The organism is Xanthomonas sp. NCPPB 3442 (genome assembly GCF_056725145.1).
Map to the genome: position 1 here is coordinate 4,713,840 of NZ_CM161514.1, position 19,224 is coordinate 4,733,063.

Consider the following 19,224-nt stretch of genomic DNA (forward strand, 5'->3'; position numbering starts at 1 on the left):
TTTACCGGTTGTGGCGTCGCTGCGGCTGAGATTGCGATGAAGCGGTTGGGATTGTGGTGATTGCTCGCCGGATAGACGCCCCTCTCCCTTCGGGGCGAGAAGGCAGGGCTTGCGCACCGACGGTGCGAGTGTCTTTGAGCGGCCGCGCCGCTGGCGCGGGCTGGGCGCGGAGCGGGGATTGGGGTGAGGGTACGGGGCGAAGCCACTACGAGTGATGGGTAACACGAGGCTTCGCTCGCACCCTCATCCGGCGCTTCGCGCCACCTTCTCCCAGCGGGAGAAGGGAACAACGCCCATCACCGCCCCAGCAGCACCAGCACATCCCGCGCAATCGCCGCAGCCTGCTCGCGCAACTCCGGCACCGCCAGGCTTTCCCACAGCGTGCCGATGCGCAGGCTGCCGATCACCCGCAGCTGCGGCTGCGTACGTCCATCGGCATCGATCAGGCTGCCATCGGCAGTGGTGTCCACGCCGATCCCATGCGGCCCGGCCACGGCAATGCCCTGCCCCAGCAGTTGCTGCAGCAGCCGGTTGCGCATCGCCTGCACGCGCATTTCCACCCCAGTGGCATTGACCAGCGTCTGCACATCCAGCTGCAAGGCATGTCCGGCGTTGGCGGCGCTGGCGGCCCCGGCGCTCACGCGCACGCAAGCACCCACCTCGAAGGCCACGTCCAGCCGTGCGCGATGCACCTGCAGCTGCCCGCTTGCCTGCATGGCCTGCAGCTGCGCATGCACCGTTGCGGCGATGCGATGCCGATGCACGTCCCAGTAGCGCACCACATGCCGCAGAAAACGACGCTGATCGGCAACCGACAGCGTCTGCCATAACGCCTGGCTCAACGGCCGGATGCGCTCCATCACGCTCTGCCATGGCAGGCCCTGCGCGGCGGCGGCACGCGCGTGCTGGCGCAGTGTGCGCATGCGTGCGCGCAGCGGCATGGTCAGCAGCGGCTGTGGATCGAACAGCGCCACGCCGCCGTGCGCCTGCGGTAACGGCAACAAGCCATGCCGCGACACCACGTGCACGCTTGCCCGATGCGCCTGCGCTGCCAGCGTCATCACGGTATCGGCCATGCTCAAGCCCGAACCGACGATGCACACGGCCGCGTCCGGTGGCAGCGCTGCCACCGCCTCGGTCTCCCAGGCTTCGACACGCTGCGCGTGCGACAGCCCGGTGGCACCCCGCAGCGGCAGCGGTCGCAGCGCATTGCCCACTGCCAAGACCACCACGCTCGCCTGCAGCACCTGTCCATCGTCCAGCTGCAACAGTGCGCCACCGGCATTGGGCTGCAGCGCCTGCACGCGTGCGGGGTGGACGCGCAGCGTCGCCGGGCTGTGCGCACGCGCCGCCTGCAGGCGGTCGCGCAGATACGGCGCGTAGTGCCGACGCCCCACGAACTGCTGCGGCAACTGCGCATCGTCCAGTTCGGGGCAACAGGCGTTCGCGCGCAGGTAATCGACAAAGTCGTGAGGCAGTTCCAGCAGCGCACTCATGCGCGCAGCCGGCACATTGAGCAGGTGTTCGCCGCGCGCGGTGGAATACGCCACGCCTTCGCCAAGCGCCGCATGCGGCTCGATCATGACGATCTGCAACGGCGCTGCGGCCTGGCGCAGCAGCTGCAGCGCCACCAGCACACCGGACGCGCCACCACCGACGATGGCGATGACGGCATCGCCGGGATCACGCAGTGTATTCATGTCGACATTGTAGGCGATGCATGCGCAATACCAGCAGGCCGTCGCCGGCAGTGATTGTCTTCACGGCATCACCAGCGCGGTGTGTGTCAACGCCTCCCACACGCACTGCATGCCAGGCGCTTACGATTGGTTGATCAGCATCGGCACGCGCCCTTGGGGAATCTGCAACATGTCCATCACCCTGGTCAGGCTCATCCTCTACGTCCACGATGTGGCGGCAATCAAGGCGTTCTACCAGACCCACTTCGCGCTCCCGCTCACCGAGGAAATTGCCGACGAGTGGGTGGTGCTCGCAGCTGGCGGCATCGAGCTGGCGCTGCACCGGGTGGGCCAAGCCTACCGGCAGCGGCCATCGACGCATGCGCTGGCTCCTGTCGCGGATGCGACACACGCGACCACCAAACTGGTGTTTGCGATGACCAGCGATCTGGTCGCGCATCGTACGCAACTGCAGCACGCAGGCGTGCATGTGGGCGAGCTCAAACGTTACCCCGGCTTTGCGTACCAGATGTACGACGGCCGCGACCCGGAGGGCAACGTCTTTCAGGTCATGCGCCTGGATTGACCCAGGCGCCCTACATCAACGCGTCGGCCAGCCGCGCAATGCCCTCGCGACTGCGGCGCCAGGCCGGGCGGCGACGCCACTGTTCCAACGTCAATTGCCGCGCGTTGGCCAGATAATCCTGCTCGATCTCACGCAACCGCTGCACCACCCCGGTGTCGTAGCAGAGCATGCCGATCTCGGCGTTGAGCGCGAACGAGCGGATGTCCAGATTGATCGAGCCCACCAGCGCGATGTCTTCATCCATGCTCAGGTGCTTGGCGTGCAGAAAGTGCGGGCGATACAGCGAAATCTTCACCCCGCAACGCAGCAGTTCTTCGAAATAGGCTTCCTGCGCCCACGCGGCCAGGCGTTGGTTGTTGTGCTCGGACAGGATCAGTTGCACGTCCACGCCCGAGACGGCGGCGATGCGCAATGCGCTCAGCAAGGCTTCGTCGGGCACGAAGTACGGCGTGACCAGCACCACCTTGCGCCGCGCCAGATGGATCACCGCATTGATCGCATCGCGCGCATTTTCGAACGGGTACGCCGGCCCGCTGGGCAGCAACTGCGTCGCGATATTGGCCTCGCACACCGGTGCATCGGGCCACACGTCCAGCCGCTCTCCGGTTTCGGTGAACCAGTCGCTGGCGAAGACCGCTTCCAGATGATTGACCACCGGCCCGCGCACGCGTGCCACCAATTCGCGATTGGGCACGCCATGGATGAAGCCGGCTTCGGCCAGGTTCTGCGAACCGACAAATGCCACCCGGTTGTCGAGCACCGCAATCTTGCGATGGTTGCGCAGATCCATGCGGCCGCTGCGACGCCAGCGCAGGCCACCCGGCAGTACCGCCAGCACCTGCACGCCGCCGTCCTGCAGGCGCTTGCGGTAACGGCGCAGGCCGCGCTTGGCGCCCACCGCATCCAGCAGCACGCGGCAACGCACGCCGCGCGCGCTGGCGCGTTCCAGCGCCGCCACCACCGCCTCGCCCACCGCATCGTCGAACATCAGGTAGTACAGCAGGTGCACACGTTTGTCGGCCGCGTCGATCGCCGCGATCAGGGCCTGCAACGACTGCGCGTAGTCGTCGAGCAATTCCACCGCGTTGCCCAGGGTGGGCATGAAATCGCCCTCGCGTTCGATCAGCGGCACCACCTCGGCACTGCTGGTGTCTGCCTGCGGCATCCAGCGCAACGCATGCAAGGGCAGTTGTTGTTCGCGAATCACCTGAGAAGCGGTGGCTTGCCGCTCCACCCGCAGCCGCGACAACCATGGGTGGCCGAACAACAGGTACAGCGGCAGACCAACCACTGGCACAAAGCCGATCAACAGCAGCCAGCTGCGCGCGGCACCCGGCGTGGTGCGGGCGGGAATCCATAGCAGCGCGGCCAGGCGGATCGCCCAGTCCAGCGCCAGCAGCCAGGTACCTGTGACCCAATCGGGCAGCATCAGTGGTCCGTTTTCATCAGGAATCCGATTCTGACTTGGCCGCGCGCAAACGCAACGGCGGCGCATAGACAGGGGGGCAATAACGAAACGGCCCGCCCTGCGCATCGGCCGGCTGCACGCGTTCGGCGCAGACCTGCCGCAACGTCTGCACGAAGGCCGACTGCATCCGGGTGGGATACCAGTCGCTGCGCGTGGTCATGCCGATCTGCCGGCGCAGCAACGGCCCGGCGCTACCGATCTCCTCGAGCAGGCCGGCGCGGCGCTCGAACAGGAACTGGTCGCGCGACATCAAGGTCAACCAGTCGCCTTCCAGCAGCAGGCCACGCACGGTCAATTCGGCGCCGCATTCGATGCGCACCGGCGGCGGCTCCAGCTGGTGGTCGCCGAACAGCTGCTCCCAGCGCGCGCGCACCGGCGTGCCGGCGGCAGCGATCACCCAGGGGTAATCGCGCAGTTGCGCAAACGCGTAGCCCTGCCCGGCCAAGGGGTGGCCGCTACGCGCCACGATCACCGGTTCGTCGTCGAACAACGGCTCCTGCAGCACATCGCGCACCGGCAACGGGTCGCGCAGCGCACCGATCAACAGATCCAGGCCGCCCTCGCGCAGACGCGCCAGCAATTGCTCGTACGGGCCCTCGACCACCTGGACGCTGGCCCCCGGATGCGCACGCGCAAACCGCGCCAGCACCTGCGGCAACAGGATGGCGCGCGCCAGCGGCATCACCCCCAGGGTGAGGCGCCCGGCGTGCTGGGAACGCAACGCGGCCACCTCGTCCAGCCCGGCATGCAACTCGGCCAGCGCCAGACGCACCTGCCGCAGCAGCCGCAGCGCCACCGGCGTGGGCTGCATGGTCTTGCCGCGGCGTACCGTCAACGGCACTTCGATCACATCGGCCAGCGCTTGCACCGCGCGATAGATCGCCGGCTGCGAAACGCCAGCGCGCACCGCCGCCAACGCGTAACTGCCTGCCACATCCACCGCCACCAAGGCCTGCAGCTGGCCCAGCGACACCCGCCGCTCCAGGCCAGGGCGCGCCGGCAGGCGCAGCGCACGCCGCGCGACCCCGATCCCCCGAGCCAGATGCGCCAGCACCCGCTCGATACGCGGCACCAGCAACCCGGCAGCCTCGGTGGCCGACATGCCCCCTGGGTGCCGGTCGAACAGGCGCACGCCCAGTTGCTGCTCCAATCGCGCCACCGCCTGGGTCAGCGCCGGCTGTGACAGATTCACCCGCGGCGCCGCCGCGCTGATGCTTCCGGCCTGGTGCACCACGACCAGCGCGTAAAGGTGACGCAGATTCGGTTCCGGGATCGGCTGCATGCTCTAACTATAAGCAAAACCAATATGCATACCTCAAATGAATCTTGAGCCAGCTGGCTTCGGCCAGCCAGACTCGGCGCACTCTTAACGAGGATGGATGGATGAGCCAGGTCGTTACCCGGATCGAGCGGACGCCGTTGGCCATCGTCGACGCGCTGGCGCAGGCCGGCGTGGCCACCGCGCACGAAGCGCAGGGCCGCAGCGGCCTGCTGCACCATCGGCTACGTCCCATCTACGCCGGCTGCCGCATCGCCGGCACCGCGGTCACCGTGTCGATTCCGCCCGGCGACAACTGGATGATGCATGTGGCCATCGAGCAACTGCATGCAGGCGATGTACTGGTGGTCGCGCCCACCAGCGACTGTTGCGACGGCTACTTCGGCGACCTGCTGGCCACCTCGGCGCAGGCGCGCGGATGTCGCGGCCTGATCATCGACGCCGGCGTGCGCGATGTGCGCGATCTCACTGCCATGCAGTTCCCCGCCTGGAGCCGCGCCATCTGCGCGCAGGGCACCATCAAGGAGACGTTGGGTTCGGTCAACGTGCCGCTGGTGTGCGCCGGGCAACTGATCCGGCCCGGCGATGTGGTGGTGGCCGACGACGATGGGGTCTGCGTGGTGCCGCGTGCCACCGCTGCCGAGGTGCTGACCGAGGCACAGGCGCGCCAGGCACGCGAGCTGCGCAAGCGCGAACGCCTGGCAAACGGCGAACTTGGCCTGGACATCTATGCGATGCGCGAACGTCTGGCCGCCAAAGGCCTGCGTTATGTCTGAGCGCGTGCGCGCGATGTGGATGCGCGGCGGCACCTCCAAGGGTGGATTCTTTCTGGCCGACGATCTGCCCGCCGACACCGCCGCGCGCGACGCGTTTTTACTGCGCGCCTACGGCTCGCCGGATGCGCGCCAGATCGACGGCATGGGCGGCGCCGACCCGCTGACGTCCAAGGTCGCCGTGGTGTCGCGCTCGACGCGTGCCGATGCCGACGTGGACTATCTGTTCCTGCAGGTCGCGGTGGAACACGCGCAGGTCAGCGATGCACAGAACTGCGGCAACCTGCTGGCCGGCGTTGCCCCGTTCGCGCTGGAACGCGGCTTGCTGCCCGCACGCAACGGCCAGACCCAGGTGCGCATCTTCATGCGCAACACCGGTACCCTGGCCACCGCCACCGTGCAGACGCCCGGTGGCACGGTGCGGTACGACGGCGATGCCCGCATCGACGGCGTCCCCGGCACGGCCGCGCCGATCGCGCTGGCATTCGCCGATATCGCCGGCTCTTCGTGCGGCGCGCTGCTGCCGAGCGGGCATGCGGTGGACACGCTCGACGGCCTGCAGGTCACGCTGATCGACAACGGCATGCCCTGCGTGGTGCTACGCGCCAGCGATGTCGGCATCAGCGGTTACGAAGACCGCGCCACGCTCGACGCCGATGCTGCGCTCAGGGCGCGCCTGGAAACGCTGCGTCTGCAGGCAGGCCCGTTGATGCATCTGGGCGATGTAGGCACTGCCACAGTGCCGAAAATGATGCTGGTCGCCGCGCCGCGCGCCGGTGGTGCCATCAGCGTGCGCTCGTTCATCCCGCACCGCTGCCATGCCTCCATAGGCGTGCTGGGTGCGGTGACCGTCGCTACCGCCTGCCTGCTGCCCGGCTCGCCCGCCTACGCGCTGGCGCAGGTGCCTGGCGGGCGCAGCCAGCGGCTGGACGTCGAACACCCCAGCGGTGCGAGCAGTTGCCTGATCGAGCTCGATGCGCAGGGCAGCGTGGTCGGTGCCGCGGTGGTCCGCACGGCGCGCAAATTGTTCGATGGTGAGCTGTATGGCTGAACGTGCCGTTGCATCGCCGAGCTGCCGCGGCCGCCATCGCAGCGGCACGTGTGCGTATGGACCGCCTGAGCAGGCCATCGACACGCAGCGCGTCGTGATCCGTGCCGATCTGCGCATCGGGACCGCCACATCCGTCGGGACCTGCAGCGTCCGTGCCCCCGGCAGCCCCACCTTGCGCGCAGGCAATCGCTGGCGCACCGCTTCCGCTACAACGCACCCACCATCGCCATGATCATCGACTGCCACGGCCACTACACCACCGCGCCTGCCGCGCACGATGCGTTCCGCAAGGCACAGATCGCGCATTACAACGATGCGCAAGCGCCTGTGCCGGTGTATCCGCACATCAGCGACGATGCGCTGCGCGAAAGTGTGGAGATGCACCAACTGCGCCTGCTGCGCGAGCGTGGTGCCGACATGACGATCTTTTCGCCACGCGCCAGCACCATGGCGCATCACATCGGCGACGAAGCCGTGAGCCAGGCGTGGACGCGCCACTGCAACGACCTGATCGCCCGCGTGGTACAGCTGTATCCGCAGACCTTTATCGGCGTATGCCAGCTGCCGCAATCACCGGGCGTGCCGATCGCGCACGCGATCGCCGAACTGGAACGCTGCGTCAACGAGCTGGGTTTCGTCGGCTGCAACCTCAATCCCGACCCATCGGGCGGGCACTGGAACGGTGTGCCGCTGACCGACCGCGCCTGGTATCCGTTCTTCGAAAAAATGGTCGAACTCGACGTCCCGGCGATGGTGCATGTCTCCGGCAGTTGCAATGCCAATTTCCATGCCACCGGCGCGCATTACCTCAATGCCGACACCACGGCCTTCATGCAGTTTCTCGAAGGCGATTTGTTCACCGATTTTCCGCAGCTGCGCTTCATCATTCCGCACGGCGGCGGTGCGGTGCCGTATCACTGGGGCCGTTTCCGCGGCCTGGCCGACATGCTGGGCAAGCCTGCGCTGTCCACGCATGTGATGGGCAATGTGTTCTTCGACACCTGCGTGTATCACCAACCCGGCATCGACCTGTTGTTCAAGGTGATCGACATCGACAACATCCTTTTTGGCTCGGAAATGGTCGGCGCAGTGCGCGGCATCGATCCGCAGACCGGCCACTATTTCGACGACACCAAACGCTACATCGATGCGCTGGCGATTTCCGATGCCGACAAGCACAAGGTGTTCGAGGGCAATGCGCGGCGGGTGTATCCACGGCTGGACGCACAATTGCGTGCGCGTGGGCTGTAGCCGTGTCCCCTTCTCCCGTCGGGACATTGTCCTCCTTTATGGGGGAGAAGGTGCCCGTAGGGCGGATGAGGGTACGGGCGAAGCCTCGTGCAGTCAGAATAATTGCGAGGCTTCGCCCCGTACCCTCACCCCAACCCCTCTCCCGAGGGGAGAGGGGCTTTATCACGCACCTTTGTTTCTCTTGGGCTTGGCTGGCAACCCGATAGTGGAAATCACACTGCCATCGGCACCTGCACGCATCAACACCATTCCCCAACCCCACAAACGCAAACACCCGCCTTGCGGCGGGTGTTTGCTTGAAAGCGGATCCAGCGATCAGTCGATCACTTGATCTTGCCTTCCTTGTACATCACGTGCTTACGCACGACCGGGTCGTACTTCATCATTTCCATCTTCCCCGGCGTGTTTTTCTTGTTCTTGTCCGTGGTGTAGAAGTGGCCGGTAGCGGCCGAGGAAATCATACGAATCTTGTCACGCTTGCCTTTTGCCATGACTGCTTACTCCTCAGACCTTTTCGCCGCGCGCACGCAGCTCTTTCAGAACGGCATCGATGCCGTTCTTGTCGATGGTGCGCAATGCATGCGCGGAAACACGGAGCTTCACCCAGCGGTTTTCGCTGGCAACCCAGAAGCGACGCTCGTGCAGGTTGGGCAGGAAGCGACGACGGGTTCTGTTGTTTGCGTGGGAGACGTTGTTACCCGTCTGCACACGCTTGCCGGACACTTGGCATACGCGGGACATTACGCACCTCGATAAATGAATTGCCACCCATAGCCTGGGGAGCGGCGGCCCCGACAGCGCAGGGCTGTCACGCAACGTTGGGAATCAAGAACTTACGCTGGAACAGGCCGGCAACCCCATTGCGCTGGGTACCGCCATCCGGAGCGATCCGGGCACAGCGAGCCGCGCATTATGCACGGCTTTCCTATGTGCCGCAAGCACTTACGCTACCTGCCCGGACGCGGTCGGCGGTGCACCCGGCAACGGTGCCAACGCGCGATCACCCGCCTCCGGCTTGCGCTGGCGCAGCGACCCGGCGCAGTTCCGCCCAGGCACCACGCGCCACCTGCCAGGCCGAGCGCAGAAACAAGAGCAACAAGACCCCTGCGATCAGCAGGTCCGGCCAACCACTGCCGAACGCCCACACCGCTGCGCTGGCCGCCAGCACCGCCACGCCCTCGTAGACATCGTTGCGCGAGCAGGCCCAGGCCGATGCCAGGTTGATGTCGCCGCTACGGTAGGGCCACAACAGGCGCAGGCAGACCAGATTGGCCGCGAAGTTCAGCCCCGCCACCACCCCCATGCTCTGGAACAGCGGCAGCTGTGGGTGGGCCAGTTTCCAGCCGATCTCGGCCGCCACCGCCAGCGCCGCCAGCAGGATCATGCCGGCCTTGAGCAGGGCCACCCGCGCCTTGGCGGTCAGGCTGGCGCTTACCACAGCCAGGCTGAGTGCATAGGTGAGTGCATCGCCCAGATTGTCCAGGCTGCCGGACAGCAGCGAGGCCGCGCCGCTGTGCAGCGCGCCGGCCAACATCAGCGCAAAGCTGCCGGTATTGATCGTCAGCACCCACCACAGGACGCGCCGTTGGCGCGCCTGCATGGCGGCCACATCCAGGGTCTTGCCGCAGCCGCAGCAGGCATCGCTCATGGCGTGCTCCCGTGCGGCTGCGTGGGAAGCGATGCGACGCGTGGCGCCCGCTCCCGATGCAGCCAGCGATACAGCACCGGCAATACCAGCAGGGTGAGCAGGGTGGAGGAGACGATGCCGCCGATCACCACCGTGGCCAGCGGGCGCTGCACTTCGGCACCGGCACCGACGTTGAAGGCCATCGGCACAAAGCCCAGCGCGGCCACCAATGCGGTCATCAGCACCGGTCGCAGCCGCGCCAGCGCGCCTTCGCGCAATGCCTGCTCCAGCGGCATGCCCTCGGCGCGCAGGCTGCGCACGAAGGCGATCATCACCAGACCGTTGAGCACCGCCACCCCCGACAACGCGATAAAGCCCACGCCGGCGGAAATCGACAAGGCCAGCCCGCGCAGCGCCAACGCCACCACGCCGCCGGTCAGCGCCAGCGGCACGCCGCTAAACACCACCAGCGCATCGCGCAGCGAGCCGAACGACCAGTACAGCAGCGCGAAGATCAGCACCAAGGTGCCCGGCACCACCCAGGCCAGGCGCTGGCTGGCGGAGATCAACTGCTCGAAGGTGCCGCCGTAGCCGATCCAGTACCCGGTCGGCAGTTTGACCTGCGCCTTGACGCGCTGCTGCACCTCGGCCACGAAGCTCCCCAGATCGCGATCGCGCACGTTGGCCGTGATCACGATGCGGCGCTTGCCGTCTTCGCGGTTGATCTGGTTGGGCCCCAGCACGGTGTCGACCTTGGCGACCTCGCGCAGCGGCACGGTGGTCGGCTCGCCACTGCGCCAGCCTGCCGCGCGGCTGGACTCGTCCGCATCGGCACGTTCGCCATCGCCACGCAGCGGGATCGGCAGATCGGCCAGCGCCGTCGGGTCCTGGCGCAGGGCTTCGGGCAGGCGCACCACGATGTCGAAGCGCCGGTCGCCTTCGAACAATTGCCCGGCCTCCTGCCCGCCTACGGCCGCCGCCACGGTGTCCTGCACCACGCCGGGATTGAGCCCGTAGCCGGCCAACGCGGCGCGATCGGGCACCACCGCCAGCATCGGCAAACCGGTGGCCTGTTCCAGACTCACATCGGCCGCACCGGGCACCGCGCCGGCGATTTCCTGCACGCGCTGCCCGAGCTGGACCAACGTGTCCAGATCGTCGCCATAGACCTTGATCGCCACATCCGCACGCACACCGGAGATCAGCTCGTTCATGCGCATCTGGATCGGCTGGGTGAACTCGTAATTGTTGCCGGGCAGCTGCTTCACCGCCTCCTCGATCTCGGCCAGCAACTGCGCCTTGGGCTTGCGCGGATCCGGCCACTGCGCACGCGGATGCATGATCAGGAAGGTATCGGCGACCGATGGCGGCATCGGGTCGGTGGCCACTTCGGCGGTGCCGAGTTTGCCGAACACATGCGCCACCTCCGGAAACTGCTTGATGCGTTTTTCCAGCGTGGATTGCATGGTGATGGCCTGCTCCAGGCTGGTGCCGGGAATGCGCAGGGCATGCAGCGCAATATCGCCTTCGTCCAGGTTGGGAATGAACTCGCTGCCCAGGCGCGTGGCCAGCACCGCGCACAGCGCCACCGTTGCAAACGCTGCAATGCCGACCCAGCGGCCGTGGCGCAGCGCACGATCGAGCAATGGCGCGTAGACGCCGCGCGCCCAGCGCATTGCGCGGTTGTCGTGCTCGGCCACCTTGCCGCCGAGCAGCAACGCGATCGCTGCCGGCACGAAGGTCAGCGACAGCAGCATCGCGCCGGTCAGCGCCAGCACCACGGTGATCGCCATCGGGTGGAACATCTTGCCTTCGATGCCGGTGAGCGCGAACACCGGCAGATACACCGCGGTGATGATGCCCAGGCCGAACAGACTGGGGCGGATCACCTCGGCAGTGGCTTCGGCAGTGAGCGCGAAGCGCTCATCGCGTTCGAGCACGCGCCCCAGCCGGCGTTGCGCTTCGCCGAAGCGGCGCAGGCAGTTCTCTACGATGATCACCGCACCATCGACGATCAGGCCGAAATCCAGCGCACCCAGGCTCATCAAATTGCCGGACACGCCACCACGCACCATGCCGGTGAGCGTGAACAGCATCGCCAGCGGAATCACTGCGGCCGTGATCAGCGCTGCGCGCACGTTGCCCAGCAACAGGAACAACACCACGATCACCAGCAATGCGCCTTCGATCAGGTTCTTGGCGACGGTGACGATGGTGCGGTCCACCAGTGCGGTGCGGTCGTACACCGGCACTGCCTGCACGCCGGCCGGCAGGCTGGCGTTGGCCACTTTCAAGCGCTCGGCAGCGGCCTGCGACACGGTGCGGCTATTGGCGCCGACCAGCATGAACACCGTGCCGAGCACCACCTCGGTGCCGTCCTGGGTGGCCGCACCGGTGCGCAACTCACGCCCCTCGCCCACCTGCGCCACATCGCGCACGCGGATCGGCACGCCGGCGCGCCGATCCAGCACGATCGCGCCGATCTGCGCGATGTCGTCCACCTGCCCCGGCACCCGCACCAGAAACTGCTGGCCGTTGCGTTCGATATAGCCGGCGCCGATGTTGCGGTTGTTGGACTCGACCGCCTGGGCAACGTCGTCCAGGGTAAATCCCAGCGCGACCAGGCGCGCCGGATCGGGCGTGATATGGATCTGCCGCGCATACCCGCCGATGGTGTTGACCTCGGTCACGCCCGGCACATTGCGCAGCTGCGGGCGCACCACCCAATCCTGCAAGGTGCGCAGATCGGTCGCCGTCCATGCACTGCCATCGGGCTTGCGCGCATGCGGCTTGGCCTCGACCGTGTACATGAAGATCTCGCCCAGGCCGGTAGCAATCGGCCCTAGTTGCGGCTCCAGCTCGGCAGGCAATTGCGACTTGACCTGCTGCAGACGCTCGGCCACCTGTTGCCGCGCGAAATACAGATCGGTGCCGTCGGCAAAGACCGCCGTGACTTGCGACAAGCCATAGCGCGACAGCGAGCGGGTGGATTCCAGACCCGGCAAGCCCGCCAGCACTGTCTCCAACGGAAACGTCACCCGCTGCTCGGATTCCAGCGGCGAATAGCCGGGCGCTGCGGTATTGACCTGCACCTGCACGTTGGTGATGTCCGGTGTTGCATCGATCGGCAAGCGCGAAAAACTCCACGCCCCGATCGCAATCAGCACGCCGGTCAACGCCAGCATCAACCACCGCTGCGCGATCGCAAAGCGAATGATGTTGGTCAGCATGACACGCTCCCCCGTGCAGACATGGCACCGCAAGCCGCCGAGCGTCGCACTGGTCGCACCACCGACAGACAGCGCCGTTGCCCCACAGGAACGCGCCGCACCACATCAAACAGACACTCACCCACGCGCCAGCACTGTCGTGGTATTAGTTCTCGTTGTTGCTGTTGCTGTTGTTTGCTTTCGGGGCCCCATACCGCAGCGGCAAGGCCGGCAGATACAACCCGCAGGGCGGCGCGCATGGATGCGCGACGTTTTTGTAAGGGACAGGGACGTCCCTTACAAAAATTTCTGCCGGCCTTGCGAACCCGCAGCGCCGCAGGCGCGGAGGGCGCGAGGACGGGGTGTGCTTTCTTTTGGTTACTTTTCTTTGCACAAGCAAAGAAAAGTGACTCGCGCCCGACAGGGCGTGAAAGCCTTTGCCCTAGCCCGAAGGGGCGCGAAAGCCTCTGCTCCAGCCCAAGAGGGCGCGAAGGCCTTGGACGTGGCACATCCCCCTGCACCCAACAAACGCCCCCACTCGACAACGCACTGCCACACAAACCAACGCGATCAATGATCATGCGAAGCCCCCGACTTTTCGATATCGGCCTTCACCAGATAACTCTGCTCCACCACCACCGCATCGCCTACCGCCAAGCCCGATAACACTTGCACCTGCTGCGCATCGCGCGCCCCCAGCTTCACCGGCCGCACTTCGTAGACATCGCCCACCCGTACAAACACCACGTCCCAGTCGCGGAACCGCTGCAACGCCCCCACCGGCACCACCATCGCTGCCGGTTGCTGCGCCACCGTGACCCGCGCCTTCACCGCAGAGCCAGGCCGCCATAAACCATCGCTATTGCGCAGCACCGCGCGCGCCACCGTGCTCTGGCTCGCCGTCGCCGTGCCGGGCAATACACGCTCCAGGTTCGTTTGCGCCACGACGCCATCGCTGATGCGCGTGACCGTCACCGGTGCGCCGGCGGTGATATGCCCGGCGTCGGCGCCGAAGATGTGCAGATCCACCCACAAGGTGGACAGGTCGGCGATCTCGAACAAGGCCTGGCCTTCGCTGGCATTGCTGCCCAGGCTGGCATTACGCGCCAGCACGGTGCCGCTGATCGGTGCGCTCACCGAATAGGTGGTCAGGCTCAGATTGCTCTCCACCGTGGCCAGCACCTGACCGGCGCGTACCTGGTCGCCCACGTTGACGCGCAGGCTGCGTACCGGGCCGGGAAAACGCGCGGTTGCCTGCGCTTGCGCGCCTTCTGCCGGCGTCAGTAGCCCCTGCACTTCGTGCTGGTCGGCAATGCTGCCGGCGCCCACCGGCGCAACACGAATGCCGGCGTCCTGCGCAACCTTGGCCGCGATGGTGGTGCGGCCTTCATAGCTGGGATAGGCCCAGCGATGGGTCTTGCCCTGCACGGTGGCGCGCACCTCCACATCGAACGAATGCGGCTCGCTGACCGTGCTGTCGGCCAGCAGACTGCCGTCGTCGCGCGGCCGCAAGCGATGCACTTCATTGATACCGCCGAGCCGGGTCAGATGCACCTCCACCTTGCCGGCGGTGGCCGGCAATGGTTTGCCATCGCGGTACAGCCAGGCCTGGTACGTAGGCGGCGTGCCGTCTTCGGCGATGGCCAGCTCCACGCTGTCGCCGTCCTGGCTGAGCAACCGCCCGCCGTGCGTGCCGGTCTGGGCTTCATCAGCGTGCGCATCGGCGCCCGCCTCGCCTTCGGCGGCGTGCCCTGTGTGGCCTTCGTGCGCTGCGTCGCTGTTGCGGCTGCAGCCGCTGAGCACCAGCGCCAGCAGCAGCGGCGCAATCATGAAACGTGTCATCGAAGGCGGTCCTGGTTGGCGCCGACGCGCTGCGTCGGGCGAACGAATGGAAGTGGGTTGCGAAGAAGGTGCGCCTGGCGTGGGCAGCGTTTGGCGAGCGCTGGGTGCCGACATCGCTGCAGATGCGGCGATTCCGATAACGCCCTCACGCGCGGCATGAAGACGCGGTACCGAAACAGCAGTCATGGCGTCACCTGCGCGGCAGGCTCGCGCACGAACGGCTGCCCGGTCAGGCGCTGGATTTCGATCAGCGCCGTCTGTGCTTCCAGTGCGGCGGCCAGTTGCTGCTGGCGTGCATCGCTGCGTTGCGCCTGCAGCTGCGCCCAGTCCAGATAACTGGTGGCGCCGGCGCGATAGGCGCGCTCGGCGGCGGCATCGGCGCGTGCGAGCGCCGGCAGTACATCCTCGCGCATGCGCGTCACTTCCAGCTGTGCCGCGCGGTAGCGGCCATGCGCATCGGCCAGCGTGGCGTAGAGCACCGACGCCTGCGATTGACGTTCGATGTCCAGCAACGCCAGCTCCGCTTCGGCGGCGCGAATCTCCGGCTGCGCACGTGCAGCGCTGCCCAATGCCAGCCAGACGCTGCCAAGCAATGCAGTGGCGTCATTGCCTTCGAGCCGGCGCACGCCCACCTGCCAGTCCAGATCCGGGCGCGCCTGGCTGCGCGCCAGGCGTACGCGGGCTTCGCGCACGCGCTGCTCGCCGTTCAAGCGCGCCAGTTCCGGCGTGGCATCGAGCAGCTGCGCCAGCACCTCGAACTCGGGAATCGCCGGCAGCTGCAACGGGTCGCCGGTGATGGCGCCGAAGTCCGGCGTGCGCTCGCCCCACAACACCGCCAGCTGGCGGCGTGCGGCCAGCAGCTCCTGCTGGGCGCGATCGCGCTCCAGTTCTGCGCGCGCCTGCAGGGCTTGGGCGGTCAGCAGCACCGATTCGGGCGATGCGCCGGCCTGCAGCCGTTGGCGCGCAGCACTGACGGTGCGCTGGCGCTGGGCCAGCGCTTCGAGTGCCGCCGCGTGCCGCTGCGCGGCCATGCCGATGGCCAGGTAACGCCGCGCGACTTCGGCCAGCACATCCAGCCGGGCCAGGGCGCGTTGCGGTGCCAGCGCATCGAGACGTGCTTGCGCCAGGGTGCGGCGCGCGTCGAGCTTGCCGCCGCGTTCCAGCACGCCGGCCAGGGTGACGGTGAGTTCGGCCTGGTCCAGCGCGCGGGTCGGGCCGGTGCCGAACACGTTTTCCAATTCGGCACCGATGCGCAACGGCGGACGCAGGGCGTCGCGCTCGGCGTCGGCGGTGAGGACCGCGCGTTGGCCATCGGCCAGGCGCAGATCGGGGTGCTGGCGGGCGACGCGCGCAATGGCGTCGTCCAGGGTCAGCACGGGTTTGGGCGGCAGGTCCTGCGCGTTGGCGCACGGCACCACCGCGAAGACGGCAAGCGCCGTCAGTCGCAACCACATGAGGGTGTCTCCGGAATCGGGATCGATGGACAGGCCGGCAGCTGCCGGCGGTGCATCAGGCCGCGATCGGAGGACGCAATCCGGTCTCGCTCAGATGCGAGCGGTAGGCGGTGGTCAGCACGGGCGGCTGCCCGTGCGTGCGCGCAGGCAACGGGCCCCAGGCCAACGCCGGCAGCATGGCCGGGCTGTGCCCGTGGCAATAGCCGCTGTGCATCAAGGCATGCAGCAAACCGGCACCGTCGCGTTCGCCGGCATCGCCTTCGTCGGCACCGTCATGGCCATGCGGTGCGGTGTCGTCCAGATGCGCCTGATCGTGCGCCAGCGCATGCACATCGCCCAGTGCGCAGGCGACCGGTGCAACCAGCACGCCCATGACCAGCACCAGCAACGCCATCAGGCGGAGCAACGGGTCCGACAGGCGGGCGCGAGGAAGCAGCATGGGCGCAGCGTATAGGGGCCGGGGTGGTTACACAATTGCACGGGGTGTTGCGTTGTTTGATGCTCGGTGGCTTTCAAAGCTCGGTGGTTCGAGCGCGCGATGCCCTCGCCGCTCGCGGGACACACCGTCAACCCGTCCATGGGGGCTCGATGGCGGCATCCATGCCGCCAACGGTCCCGCAAGCGGCGAGGACACCGCACCAGACAGTTGGCTGGTGATTCTTACTGAAGAGCGAGAGCCGCGTCCGGTGGTCTGCTGGTTGCTTGTTGAAAACGCTGCACACCGACCAACGCGACTGGTCCTTGCCCGCCTACCGTCGTGGGACCCTGGCGGCATGGATGCCGCCACGGAGCCTACATGGACGCACTTGCGGCGTGTCCCGCGATGGTGGGCGGGCAAGGGCCCTGCAGCAAACGCGAAGACCTTGAGGGCGCGATGCCCTCACCGCACTAGAAGGTTGGCCGGCGGTCGGCAATGCGACCCAGCATCACGGCGCCGCGCGACCGGGCGATTTGGCGTCTATCGGGCGTGCCTTGCTCTCAGCGATAAAGGCGCGCACCTGCTGTTCCAGCACGGGCAAGGTGACCGAGCCCTGGCGCAGCACCACATCGTGGAAGGCCTTGATGTCGAAGCGGTCACCCAGCGCCTTTTCTGCCTCGGCGCGCAGCTTGACGATGGTGATCTCGCCCAGCTTGTAGCTCAACGCCTGGCCGGGCCAGGAGATGTAGCGGTCCACTTCGGTGGTGACTTCGTGCTCGCTGAGTGCGGTGCGGTCGCGCAGATAGGCCAATGCCTGCTCGCGGCTCCAGCCGTCATGGTGCACACCGGTGTCGATCACCAACCGGCAGGCGCGCCACATTTCGTAGGTAAGCCGGCCGAATTCTTCGTACGGGGTTTCGTAGATGCCCATCTCCTGGCCGAGCTTTTCGGTGTACAGCGCCCAACCTTCGCCGTAGGCGGAAATGTAGTTCTCGCGCCGGAACGCCGGTTGCTCGCCCTGCTCCAGCGCCAGCGACCCCTGCAGCGAATGACCCGGCGAGGACTCGTGCAACGTCAGCGCCGGCAAGTTGTACAGCGGCCGCGATGGCAGGTTGTAGGTATTGACCCAGTAAGTGGTGGCGCCGCCGCGGCCGGCGGTCCAGAACGGGGCGATATCGTCGGGCACCGGCTTGATGGTGAAGCGCCCGCGCGGCAGCGTGCCGATGAACTTGCCCACCTGCCCGTCCACGCGCTTGGAAATCCATGCGGCGCGATCGAGCAACTCCTGCGGGGTCTTGGCGTAGAACTGCGGGTCGGTGCGCAGGAAGGCCAGGAACTGCGCGAAGCTGCCCTTGAAACCCACCTGCTGGATGATGGCGTTCATCTGGGTCTGGATGCGCGCCACTTCGTCCAGGCCGATCTGGTGGATCTGCTCGGGCGTCAGTTCCAGCGTGGTGTATTCGCGGATCTGCTGACGGTAGAACGCCTTGCCGTCGGGCAGTGCTTCGGCCGCCAGCGTGGTGCGCGCCCTGGGCATGTAGTCGTTGCGGAAGAACGTCAGCAGCTTGCTGTAGGCCGGAAGGACGGCGGTGCGCAACGCGGCCTTGGCCTGTTCGCGCAGTTGCGCCTGCTCGGCCGCCGGGATCTGCGCAGGCAGCTGCTTGAACGGCGCGTAGAAAGTGGATTCGGTGGGATCTTTGACATCGGCCACGGTGGCGATGGAGACATCGCGCCCGTCCAGCACGGCACGCGGCACGCTGAATCCGCGTGCCAGGCCGGCGCGCATGTTGACCGTCTGCTGGTCGAAATAGCGCGGTACATCGTTCAGGCGCGCGATGTAGGCGCGGTACTCGGCCGCGGTCTTCATCGGCCGCTGCGCCATGAAGCCCAGATTCGACCAGAACGAGCTATCCGAATTGAACGGCATTTCGTACAGGCGCAGGCGCACTTCGGCGGCCAGGTTTTCCACCTGCGGGCGGTAGATGGCGAAGTTGATCTGGTTGGCGGGCGAGAGCTGCTTCGGGTCGATGCCGTCGAGCTGCTTGAGTACGCCGTCCCATACCGCCAGACGCGCCTGCTGCGCGGCCGCGCTGACATCGGGCAGATGCGTGTTGTCGCCGGTGGTGTCGCTGTCTTCGTCGGCCTGGCCGGTCTCGGCCTGGCGCCAGGCCCACTCTTTCTCGTAGATCGCGCGAAAGCGTGCATCGGCCGGTGCCTCGGCGGTGAGCGTGGCCGGGGCCGGTGGCGTGGCGGCCTGCGCCGAGGGGGCGGCGAAGCCTGCGCCCAGCAGGGCGAGCGAGAGTGCGGCGGCGAGCGGAGAGGTCACGTGCGGAAAGCCTGATCTGGAGCGAACGCCCGATCATGGCAGCACCCGGTCGTGCTGCCATGGGCCGGAAGTCCCAGCACGGGCTGGTGCAGGGGCATGGCTGGAGTGTCGGTGCTGCCCTGTTATTGACGGGCGTGTCAGGGGGACTGCCCCCATCCGCCCTTCGGGCACCTTCCCCCGCAGGCGGGGGAAGGGACTTTTAGGTTTGTCAGGGAAGGACGAGACGCTCTTGGTGAGTGCGGTATCGCCCCCGCCTGTGGG

Annotated in this window: 15 protein-coding genes and 1 pseudogene; 4 read left to right on the top strand and 12 right to left on the bottom strand. The window is 67.0% G+C overall.

Annotated elements, in window-relative coordinates:
- Window positions 1-296 precede the first annotated feature (296 nt).
- Window positions 297-1,700, bottom strand: coding sequence for an FAD/NAD(P)-binding protein (locus tag AC1POX_RS20460; RefSeq protein ID WP_029820722.1), 1,404 nt, complete (start codon window positions 1,698-1,700; stop codon window positions 297-299).
- Between the two features lie 169 nt (window positions 1,701-1,869).
- On the opposite strand from AC1POX_RS20460, the gene AC1POX_RS20465 reads away from it, so the two are divergent.
- Window positions 1,870-2,265: a VOC family protein gene (locus AC1POX_RS20465; RefSeq protein WP_033478657.1), complete on the top strand. Its 396-nt coding sequence runs from the start codon at window positions 1,870-1,872 to the stop codon at window positions 2,263-2,265.
- A 10-nt stretch (window positions 2,266-2,275) separates the two neighbouring features.
- Here AC1POX_RS20465 and cls read toward each other — a convergent pair whose 3' ends face one another.
- Window positions 2,276-3,694: a cardiolipin synthase gene (cls, locus tag AC1POX_RS20470; protein WP_008572527.1), complete on the bottom strand. Its 1,419-nt coding sequence runs from the start codon at window positions 3,692-3,694 to the stop codon at window positions 2,276-2,278.
- 16 nt (window positions 3,695-3,710) lie between these two features.
- Entirely contained in the window at window positions 3,711-5,015 is a 1,305-nt protein-coding gene (locus AC1POX_RS20475) for a LysR family transcriptional regulator (RefSeq protein ID WP_372356545.1), read from the bottom strand.
- A 101-nt stretch (window positions 5,016-5,116) separates the two neighbouring features.
- On the opposite strand from AC1POX_RS20475, the gene AC1POX_RS20480 reads away from it, so the two are divergent.
- The 3 genes from AC1POX_RS20480 to AC1POX_RS20490 all read left to right on the top strand — a co-directional run bounded on the left by AC1POX_RS20480 (window position 5,117) and on the right by AC1POX_RS20490 (window position 8,087).
- The gene (locus AC1POX_RS20480) at window positions 5,117-5,788 is read left to right on the top strand and encodes a 4-carboxy-4-hydroxy-2-oxoadipate aldolase/oxaloacetate decarboxylase (protein ID WP_008572523.1); all 672 of its coding nucleotides are present in this window, start codon (window positions 5,117-5,119) and stop codon (window positions 5,786-5,788) included.
- Entirely contained in the window at window positions 5,781-6,836 is a 1,056-nt protein-coding gene (locus AC1POX_RS20485; RefSeq protein WP_008572521.1) for a 4-oxalomesaconate tautomerase, read from the top strand. The genes AC1POX_RS20480 and AC1POX_RS20485 overlap by 8 nt, the downstream gene beginning before the upstream one ends.
- A 228-nt stretch (window positions 6,837-7,064) precedes the next feature.
- On the top strand, window positions 7,065-8,087 hold the full coding sequence (locus tag AC1POX_RS20490; RefSeq protein WP_008572519.1) for an amidohydrolase family protein: 1,023 nt from the start codon (window positions 7,065-7,067) through the stop codon (window positions 8,085-8,087).
- Window positions 8,088-8,410: 323 nt separating this feature from the next.
- Here the strand turns inward: AC1POX_RS20490 and rpmG are convergent, their stop codons facing one another.
- The 9 genes and pseudogenes from rpmG to AC1POX_RS20535 all read right to left on the bottom strand — a co-directional run bounded on the left by rpmG (window position 8,411) and on the right by AC1POX_RS20535 (window position 18,963).
- A complete protein-coding gene (gene rpmG / locus AC1POX_RS20495; protein WP_002809462.1) occupies window positions 8,411-8,578 on the bottom strand; it encodes a 50S ribosomal protein L33 in 168 nt (55 codons plus the stop codon).
- Between the two features lie 13 nt (window positions 8,579-8,591).
- Complete coding sequence (gene rpmB / locus AC1POX_RS20500; protein ID WP_002809459.1) at window positions 8,592-8,828, bottom strand: 50S ribosomal protein L28; 237 nt, start codon at window positions 8,826-8,828, stop codon at window positions 8,592-8,594.
- A 259-nt stretch (window positions 8,829-9,087) separates the two neighbouring features.
- Window positions 9,088-9,735: a cation diffusion facilitator family transporter gene (locus AC1POX_RS20505; RefSeq protein ID WP_218554683.1), complete on the bottom strand. Its 648-nt coding sequence runs from the start codon at window positions 9,733-9,735 to the stop codon at window positions 9,088-9,090.
- Complete coding sequence (locus tag AC1POX_RS20510; protein WP_372356546.1) at window positions 9,732-12,944, bottom strand: efflux RND transporter permease subunit; 3,213 nt, start codon at window positions 12,942-12,944, stop codon at window positions 9,732-9,734. The genes AC1POX_RS20505 and AC1POX_RS20510 overlap by 4 nt, the downstream gene beginning before the upstream one ends.
- A gap of 549 nt (window positions 12,945-13,493) precedes the next feature.
- Entirely contained in the window at window positions 13,494-14,765 is a 1,272-nt protein-coding gene (locus AC1POX_RS20515; RefSeq protein ID WP_372356547.1) for an efflux RND transporter periplasmic adaptor subunit, read from the bottom strand.
- Between the two features lie 182 nt (window positions 14,766-14,947).
- Window positions 14,948-16,219: a TolC family protein gene (locus AC1POX_RS20520; protein WP_372356548.1), complete on the bottom strand. Its 1,272-nt coding sequence runs from the start codon at window positions 16,217-16,219 to the stop codon at window positions 14,948-14,950.
- Window positions 16,220-16,274: 55 nt separating this feature from the next.
- Window positions 16,275-16,658, bottom strand: coding sequence for a DUF2946 family protein (locus tag AC1POX_RS20525; RefSeq protein WP_008577212.1), 384 nt, complete (start codon window positions 16,656-16,658; stop codon window positions 16,275-16,277).
- Between the two features lie 87 nt (window positions 16,659-16,745).
- Window positions 16,746-16,993, bottom strand: a pseudogene (locus AC1POX_RS20530) (hypothetical protein); the annotation flags it as partial.
- 152 nt (window positions 16,994-17,145) lie between these two features.
- Window positions 17,146-18,963: a DUF885 domain-containing protein gene (locus AC1POX_RS20535; RefSeq protein WP_218489058.1), complete on the bottom strand. Its 1,818-nt coding sequence runs from the start codon at window positions 18,961-18,963 to the stop codon at window positions 17,146-17,148.
- Between the last annotated feature and the right edge of the window lie 261 nt (window positions 18,964-19,224).